We start from the raw sequence: 6,965 nt of genomic DNA on the forward strand, positions 1-6,965 counted from the left end.
GGCGCCGACCTCCCATACAGAGTTAATGTAAAAGGGAGGAACCCTGCCCGATCGGAATCCGTTCATTGCTATGGAGGCGAGGCAATGGACTCGTGGATCATCTGGATCATCCTGGCCGCGGCGCTCGGCGTCGCCGAGATCTTCACGCTGACCGCTGCACTCGGGATCCTGTCCGTCGCGGCGCTCCTCACCGCGGGGGTGGCCGCCGTCGGCTTCCCGCCCGCCCTCCAGATCATCGTCTTCGTCCTGGCCGCGGGGGCCGGGCTCATCGGCGTGCGCCCGATCGCCATGCGGCACATCCGGCAGCCGCCCGCCCAGCGCTTCGGGGTCTCCGCGCTCGTCGGCAAGCCGGCGTACGTGACCAGGGAGGTCACCGGCCGTGACGGCCGGGTCCGCATCGGCGGCGAGGAGTGGTCCGCGCGGGCCTACGACGAGACACTCGTCATCCCTCCGGGGGCCACGGTAGACGTCATCGAGATCGAGGGCGCCACGGCCCTCGTCTATCCACGGGAGTGAGCATGGACGCAGCCCTGATCGCCTTCATCGTCGTCGCCGTCCTCGCGGTGTTCACGGTGTTGCGCACGGTCCGCATCGTGCCGCAGGCCAGAGCCGCGAACGTCGAGCGGCTGGGGCGCTACTCCAGGACGCTGGCCCCCGGACTGAACTTCGTCCTGCCCTTCATCGACCGGGTCCGCCCGCTGATCGACCTGCGTGAGCAGGTCGTGTCGTTCAAGCCGCAACCGGTGATCACCGAGGACAACCTGGTCGTCGACATCGACACGGTCCTGTACTTCCAGGTCACCGATCCCCGAGCGGCGGAATACGAGATCGCCAACTTCATCCAGGGCGTCGAGCAGCTCACCGTGACCACGCTGCGCAACGTCGTCGGCGGCATGGACCTGGAGTCGACGCTGACCTCGCGCGACACCATCAACAGCCAGCTGCGCGGCGTGCTCGACGAGGCGACGGGGAAGTGGGGCATCCGGGTCAACCGGGTGGAGATCAAGGCGATCGACCCGCCGAAGTCGATCAAGGAGGCCATGGAGAAGCAGATGCGCGCCGAGCGGGACAAGCGCGCCGCGATCCTCACGGCCGAGGGCCAGCGGCAGTCGAACATCCTGACCGCCGAGGGCGAGAAGCAGAGCGCGATCCTGCGGGCCGAGGGTGAGCGGACCTCGCAGATCCTCAAGGCCGAGGGCCAGTCCCAGGCCATCGACGAGGTGTTCCAGGCCGTCCACCGCAACGACCCCGACCCCAAGCTGCTCGCCTACCAGTACCTCCAGGTGCTCCCGCAGCTCGCCCAGGGGCAGGGCAACACGTTCTGGGTGATCCCGAGCGAGGTCACGGGTGCCCTGCAGGGGATCTCCAAGGCGTTCACCGAGGCACTGCCGGCGTCGCCGGCCACCCGTGAACGCGAGCCGAGCCGGGCGGGCAGCGAGGCTGTCGCGGCGGCCGAGCAGGCCGCCGCGGAGGCGAAGGCCGCCGCCGAGGACAGCGAGACGACCGGTCCGCGCCAGATCGGGCCGGGCTCCGCCGGCATCGGCGCGCTTCCCGAGTCGGCGCTTTCCGAGTCGGCGGTCGCCGACGCTCAGCCGGCCGACTCCACCCGGTCCACGAAGCGCACGTAACGGCTCTGCTCCTCGCAGGCGGGGATGATCACGAGTTCCTCGCCCACACGGTCGATGGCGGCCCGCAAGGTCTTGGCCACCTTGCGGGCCCTTCGCCGTCCGCCGATCCAGGCCGCGACCCGGGAGAGCAGGGCGACGAGCACTCCGGCCGCCGCGCCGCCGAGCAGCAGCACGGTGGGCCAGGACGCCTGCCCCACCGTGGGCGTGGGCGGCCTCGGCAGCAGCAGGTAGCCGAGGGCCGCCAGGACGAGCAACCACAGCGCGCCGGCGGCCATCGTCCCTGTCACCAGCCACTGGAGCGTCCCGATCACCCGCCACCAGCGCGGTCTCTTCGAGGCGCCGAGTGTGGCTCTCGACACCGCCCGGTCGAGCGCGTCTCCCAGCTCGTCCGACCGCGCCCGCGCCGCGTGCCGCACGGCCGCCGCCCAGGGCTCGGGCAGGCCCTCCGAGACGGCGGCGCCCACATCCCGCACGGCCGTGTCGACCATGGTCAGCTGCACGGCCGTCGGCGCAGGCAACGACGTGCGGCCCCTGCTCGACAGATGGAGCCGGCGGAGCGGATCGGGACGCAGCCCGCGCACCCACCGGGTGACCGGCCATCCCGTCGCCGCGACCGCGCGGTGCCGGTGCGACTTGGCGACCGACCGCACCACCAGCGGCACCGCCGCCGCCTCGGCCAGCGCCCTCGACAGCGGGCGGACCAGCGCGGCCTGCGACACGGGAGCGGACGCTGTCCCGCCGGTCGTCTCCGACAGGGCGTCGGCCGCCGTGCCCACGTCGGCGGCCAGCCTCGCCGCCCACGCCGTACGGCGGGACACCTTCCGGTCGAGCGCGGCCCGCAGGTCGGGCAGGCCCTGACCGGTCCGGGCCGACACGCCGAGGACCGGGACCCCCTCGAGCCCGTCGGCCGCCAGCAGCCCGCGCAGGTCGTCGAGACAGCGCCTGATCGCCCGCTCGGGCAGCCGGTCGATCTGGTTGAGCACCACGAGCATGGAGTCGCGATGCCGGCCGAGCGCCTTGAGGTAGCGCTCGTGCACGGCCGCGTCGGCGTACTTCTGCGGGTCGAGCACCCACACGAGCAGGTCGACCACGCCGACGAGCCGATCGACCTCCAGCCGGTGGGAGAGCACGATCGAGTCGTGGTCGGGCAGGTCGAGCAGGATCAGCCCGGAGCCCTCCCCCACCACATGGCGCAGGGGCACGCTGAGCCAGTCGAGCAACGGGCCCGAGCCGTCGGGGCTCCAGAGGGCGGCCTGGGCCTGCGAGGTCGTGGGCCGGGTGGCGCCCACCTCGGCCAGGTCAGTGCCGGCCAGGGCGTTGAAGATCGACGACTTCCCGCTGCCCGTCGCCCCCGCCAGGGCGACCGCCGTGTGATCCACCGACAGGCTGCGCCGTACACCCGCACGGTCGACCACCGCGCGGGCGCGGTCCACCACCGCCTGGTCCAGCCGTCCCTCTGCCAGGTCAGCCGCCTCGGCGAGCGCCGCCAGCCGGTCGTCGAGGGACGCCTCCGCCTTGCCGCGCAGGAGCTTCACAGGGCGCCTCTCTCCTGTACGGCTTTCACGACCTCCCTGAGGCGGGCGGCCGTGTCATCCGCGGGCCCGAGACCGTCGATCAACGAGGTGAACCGGGCCTGCTCCAGATCGAAGATCTCGCGCACCCGGCGGCGGAGGTCCTCCCGCGCGTTCTGCGTCAGGGTCCGCACGGCCTGGTCGCCGAAGATCGCCTCCAGCAGCTTCTGGCTCAGGACGGTGGTGCCGCCCGCGATGCCGATCTCGATGCCGGTGATCCCGCCGGTGGACGTGAACACGGCCAGCATGAGCAGCAGCCCCAGGCTGTTGACGCCGAACGACGCGGCCCGCGCGGTCGTCCGCCGATCGGCGCCCTCCGACCTGACGAGGTCGAGGACGTAGCCCTGCCAGGCCCGTACGGCCGCGGCCGCCCCCGGCTGCAGGTCCGGGGAGGCTCGGCCGAGCCGGCCGCTGATCCGGACGCCGGAATGCTCCAGCAGGTCACGGCCCGCGGGCATGGCCAGCCATGACTCCACGGCCCGTTCGGCCGCGCCGTCGGCGCTCGCTCGGACGAGGGACTCGATCCCGCTCTCGAGCGCGGTCCGCAGCTCCCTCGCCGGCGCGGGCCGCCCGGTGAACACCGCGGTGATGCGGTCGCGCAGCCACCCGATGCGTGACTCCAGGGATCGCATGAGGTCCCCGGTGCCGACGAAGTCCTGCCAGCGGGCCAACACCTCCCCGCGGAGCAGCAGGCCGTCACGCATGCCCTCGTCGAACGCGGACATCCCCGAGTCGTAGGCCCGCTCCGCCACCGCCCGGAGCTCGGCTATTCCCGCCCGCTGGTGGTCGACCCGGTCGGCGAGGGCGGGCACCCGGGTGCTCAGGCTGTCGAGCGCCCCCGTCAGGGTCCGCCGCACCACGGCCGCCCGGGACCGCGCGTCGGCCGACAGCCCGGCGAGCCACGTGGCGATCGGCTGCACGGCCTGCGCGGGCAGCCGTGCATGCTCCGACGGCAACTCCAGCTCCGGGACGACGAACAGCGGCGTGCCGCCCAGGCCGTTCTCCCGGAGGAGCCGGGTGAGATCGGCGGTGACGGGCGCGCGCGCCTCCGACGGCGCCCGCTGGAGGATGACCGCGAGGGCCGTGCTGCGCTCCCTGGCCGTCCGCAGGAAGCTCCACGGGACCTCGTCGGCGTACCGCGCGGCCGTGGTGACGAACAACCACAGGTCGGCCGCGGCGAGCAGTTGGGCGGCCAGCTCGCGGTTGGCGATGACGACCGAGTCGATGTCGGGTGCGTCGAGCAACGCCAGCCCGGGAGGCAGCAGGCCGGCGGTCGCGATCCTGAGGGTGCCCGGCTCGCCGCGGCCGTCTCCGGTGACCCGCGGCAGGCCGGGGAGGATGCTCGTCGAGGTGAACCAGGCCGAGTCGGCCGGGTTGGCCACCAGGGTCGGCGCCAGCGTCGTCGGGCGCAACACCCCCGGCTCGGTGACGCTCTCGCCCACGAGCGAGTTGACCAGTGTGGACTTCCCGGCTCCGGTCGAGCCTCCGACCACCGCGAGCAGCGGCGCGTCGATGGCGGCGAGACGGGGCAGCAGGTAGTCGTCGAGCTGCCCGCGCAGCTCCTTCAGAGCACGCCGATCGGCCGCGACGTCGCCGATCGCCAGGGGGAACAGATCCGGATCGAGGTGGTGACGCAGGCTCTGGAGGGCCGCGAGTAGCCCTACGTTTCCCTCCATAACCCCGGCTTTCCCCGTGCCCGGGCCCCCCAACGCCGCGATCAGTGACAAATTTCGGCGAAGGGGGGCACCCGGCGACGCTCAGGCCCTTCCCCGGCCGTGATCATGCACGTATGAAAGAAGTAATCCACCTAGTGTCCTGACCTGCTGTGTTGCCTCTGTGACCTACCTGACTCCGGACATCGCCGGGGGAAGCTCCCAGGTCTCCATGGCCATCAAAGGTGGAGCAGTACATCAAGCAGGCTGGAGAGGCTGGAGTCTCGGCTACGGAGATCCTTCGGAAGTTCAACATCCGAGCGGCCGACGTGGAGGCCGCTGTGGCGGGCCTGGACACGATCGAAGTCTCCAAGGTCCAGGGAGGCCGTGGACGGCCTAGCACTCGGTACACCTACGTGACTGCCACTCCCGTGGCTGACACGATCGAAGAAATGAACGAAGTAACGGAGACCACTCTCGTGGTCGAAGTCCGGGAGGAGTCGAAGGAAGTCCGGGAGACGGCTCCCGACGTTCCCTCTGCGGTCAGTGTCCTCCGGGCCAGGCTGGCAGTTCTGGAGGCTCCCAAGGTCGTGGAGGCTACCCCTGTGGCTCCCGTGGAGCCTCCAAGACTCTTACCGGAGTCGCTGCCCTGAGGGCTCTCCTGGACGCTCCTACGGCTCCCGTGGAGGCCGTCAAGGCTCCCAAGGTCAAGAAGGCCAAGAAGGGCAAGAAGTCCAAGAAGTTCGCGACCAAGAACGCTCCCGTGACGGAAGTGCCGTCCACCATCGGGACCAAGGTGATCCCCGTTCCTCAGGTCATCTTCCAGGCCGCCTAGCGGTACAGATAGGCCCCGGCTGGCTCAGGCTGGCCGGGGCTTACTGGCATTAAACCTTGGTCCCAAACTGGGGTTTCATGATGCCCGAGATAAGTTCTAACTCACCACTGACGCGAAATCGGGCTGTATGTCGGGCGATAGCTGCACACTTGCCCACGTATCCCTCCGACTCCCCAGGATGCGTGACCCGATGCTTCTTCCTCAGTCTCCCCGATGGCAGAGAGCAGTGATCGTTGCCCTGCTCACCCTTCCAGTGCTCGCGATCATTCTTCTGAGTTCCCCCGTGTGGCTTGTGCTGCCGTTCACGGCATCGGGGAAGGTCTTCATCCTTGAGATGACCGACAAACTGACGGACTGCCTTAAGGCGTTCATGCGTGACCACGATCGAAAGTAAAAACCCCCGGCATGGCACCGGGGGTGAGATGGATCTTTCGTTCTGGGAACTCTCAGACCTCTACGGAAGTGATCCACTCCTCCGACGGGTCGGGATCGAAGCAGGGTTCCAGGTCGAACTCCCCACCCTTCACAGCACGCAGGAACACAGCCCACTCTGTGAAGGTGTAGGAGAGCACGGGCGAAGCTTCCCCGTGCTTTGAATCACGGACCTTGACGCCATCGTTGGTGATGCCGACCTCTACGCACTGGCCCGTGCTGTTCGACTCCAGAGCCTTCCGCCACACGATCACGAGGCCACTCCCGTGGCCCATCCGGCGATGAACCGAAGGGCTGACTCAGGACTCCTCACGTCCCCCAGGGGGACAATTGCCTTGGACTTCGGGAGAGTGATCTCAATGGATCGATCGTCGATCGTGAGGACGGCTACCTCTCGACCAAGACCGTAGATCTCCAGTTCCGGCGCTCCGTGCTCTCGCATGGGGTGGCCCTCCATCCGGAGGGTGAGATGAGTGATGAGACGCGATCGGACGCCGCGCGTCCGTAGCAGGTCCCGGAGATTACTCAGAAGGATCGTTTGCTTCGTCGCCGTTCCGGCGCTGACGGTCGCTTGGCTCATGCCTAGCAGCGTATGAGGCCCTGTGACGCCCTGTAAACACCTATGACATGCCAAGAAGTCCAATGACCTTCTATGCCTCTACGTGAGGGCGTGGGAGGTTTCTGGCGTGATCCAGTGGAATCCTCGCGAACTCAAGTGGGTGCAGGTGGCCAACCTCATTCGTGAGCGCATCCGGTCAGGGCACTACGGCACTGACGGCCTGATCTCGGAAGTGGCGCTAGAGGCTGAGCTAGGCGTCGCCCGGCCGACCATTCGCAAGGCCATTGG

Annotated in this window: 9 protein-coding genes; 5 read left to right on the forward strand and 4 right to left on the reverse strand. The window is 69.3% G+C overall.

Annotated features, from left to right (window positions below; translation table 11 throughout):
* Positions 1-84 precede the first annotated feature (84 nt).
* Together Pph01_RS33290 and Pph01_RS33295 are read left to right on the forward strand one after the other, a co-directional pair.
* Positions 85-516 (forward strand): NfeD family protein, encoded by a 432-nt coding sequence (locus Pph01_RS33290; RefSeq protein WP_204077160.1) that lies wholly within the window; start codon positions 85-87, stop codon positions 514-516.
* 2 nt (positions 517-518) lie between these two features.
* Positions 519-1,628, forward strand: a complete 1,110-nt coding sequence (locus Pph01_RS33295) for an SPFH domain-containing protein (protein ID WP_204077161.1) — start codon at positions 519-521, stop codon at positions 1,626-1,628.
* Here the strand turns inward: Pph01_RS33295 and Pph01_RS33300 are convergent.
* Both Pph01_RS33300 and Pph01_RS33305 read right to left on the reverse strand, forming a co-directional pair.
* Positions 1,589-3,163, reverse strand: coding sequence for a GTPase family protein (locus Pph01_RS33300; RefSeq protein ID WP_204077162.1), 1,575 nt, complete (start codon positions 3,161-3,163; stop codon positions 1,589-1,591). The genes Pph01_RS33295 and Pph01_RS33300 overlap by 40 nt on opposite strands.
* Complete coding sequence (locus tag Pph01_RS33305; RefSeq protein ID WP_204077163.1) at positions 3,160-4,875, reverse strand: P-loop NTPase family protein; 1,716 nt, start codon at positions 4,873-4,875, stop codon at positions 3,160-3,162. Before Pph01_RS33305 ends, Pph01_RS33300 begins: the two co-directional genes overlap by 4 nt.
* Positions 4,876-5,096: 221 nt before the next feature.
* Here Pph01_RS33305 and Pph01_RS33310 point away from each other — a divergent pair, with 221 nt between their 5' ends.
* Together Pph01_RS33310 and Pph01_RS33315 are read left to right on the forward strand one after the other, a co-directional pair.
* Complete coding sequence (locus Pph01_RS33310) at positions 5,097-5,504, forward strand: hypothetical protein (RefSeq protein WP_204077164.1); 408 nt, start codon at positions 5,097-5,099, stop codon at positions 5,502-5,504.
* Positions 5,505-5,533: 29 nt separating this feature from the next.
* Positions 5,534-5,686, forward strand: a complete 153-nt coding sequence (locus Pph01_RS33315; protein ID WP_204077165.1) for a hypothetical protein — start codon at positions 5,534-5,536, stop codon at positions 5,684-5,686.
* Between the two features lie 446 nt (positions 5,687-6,132).
* Here the strand turns inward: Pph01_RS33315 and Pph01_RS33320 are convergent, their stop codons facing one another.
* On the reverse strand, positions 6,133-6,372 hold the full coding sequence (locus tag Pph01_RS33320; protein ID WP_239117201.1) for a DUF397 domain-containing protein: 240 nt from the start codon (positions 6,370-6,372) through the stop codon (positions 6,133-6,135).
* Positions 6,369-6,698, reverse strand: coding sequence for a hypothetical protein (locus Pph01_RS33325; RefSeq protein WP_204077167.1), 330 nt, complete (start codon positions 6,696-6,698; stop codon positions 6,369-6,371). The genes Pph01_RS33320 and Pph01_RS33325 overlap by 4 nt, the downstream gene beginning before the upstream one ends.
* A 145-nt stretch (positions 6,699-6,843) precedes the next feature.
* Between Pph01_RS33325 and Pph01_RS43775 the strand changes: the two genes are divergently transcribed.
* Positions 6,844-6,965: GntR family transcriptional regulator (locus Pph01_RS43775; RefSeq protein WP_373315699.1), on the forward strand; the 122-nt coding region annotated here is incomplete at its 3' end.

The sequence above is a fragment of the Planotetraspora phitsanulokensis genome, from assembly GCF_016863295.1.
Classification (GTDB): domain Bacteria; phylum Actinomycetota; class Actinomycetes; order Streptosporangiales; family Streptosporangiaceae; genus Planotetraspora; species Planotetraspora phitsanulokensis.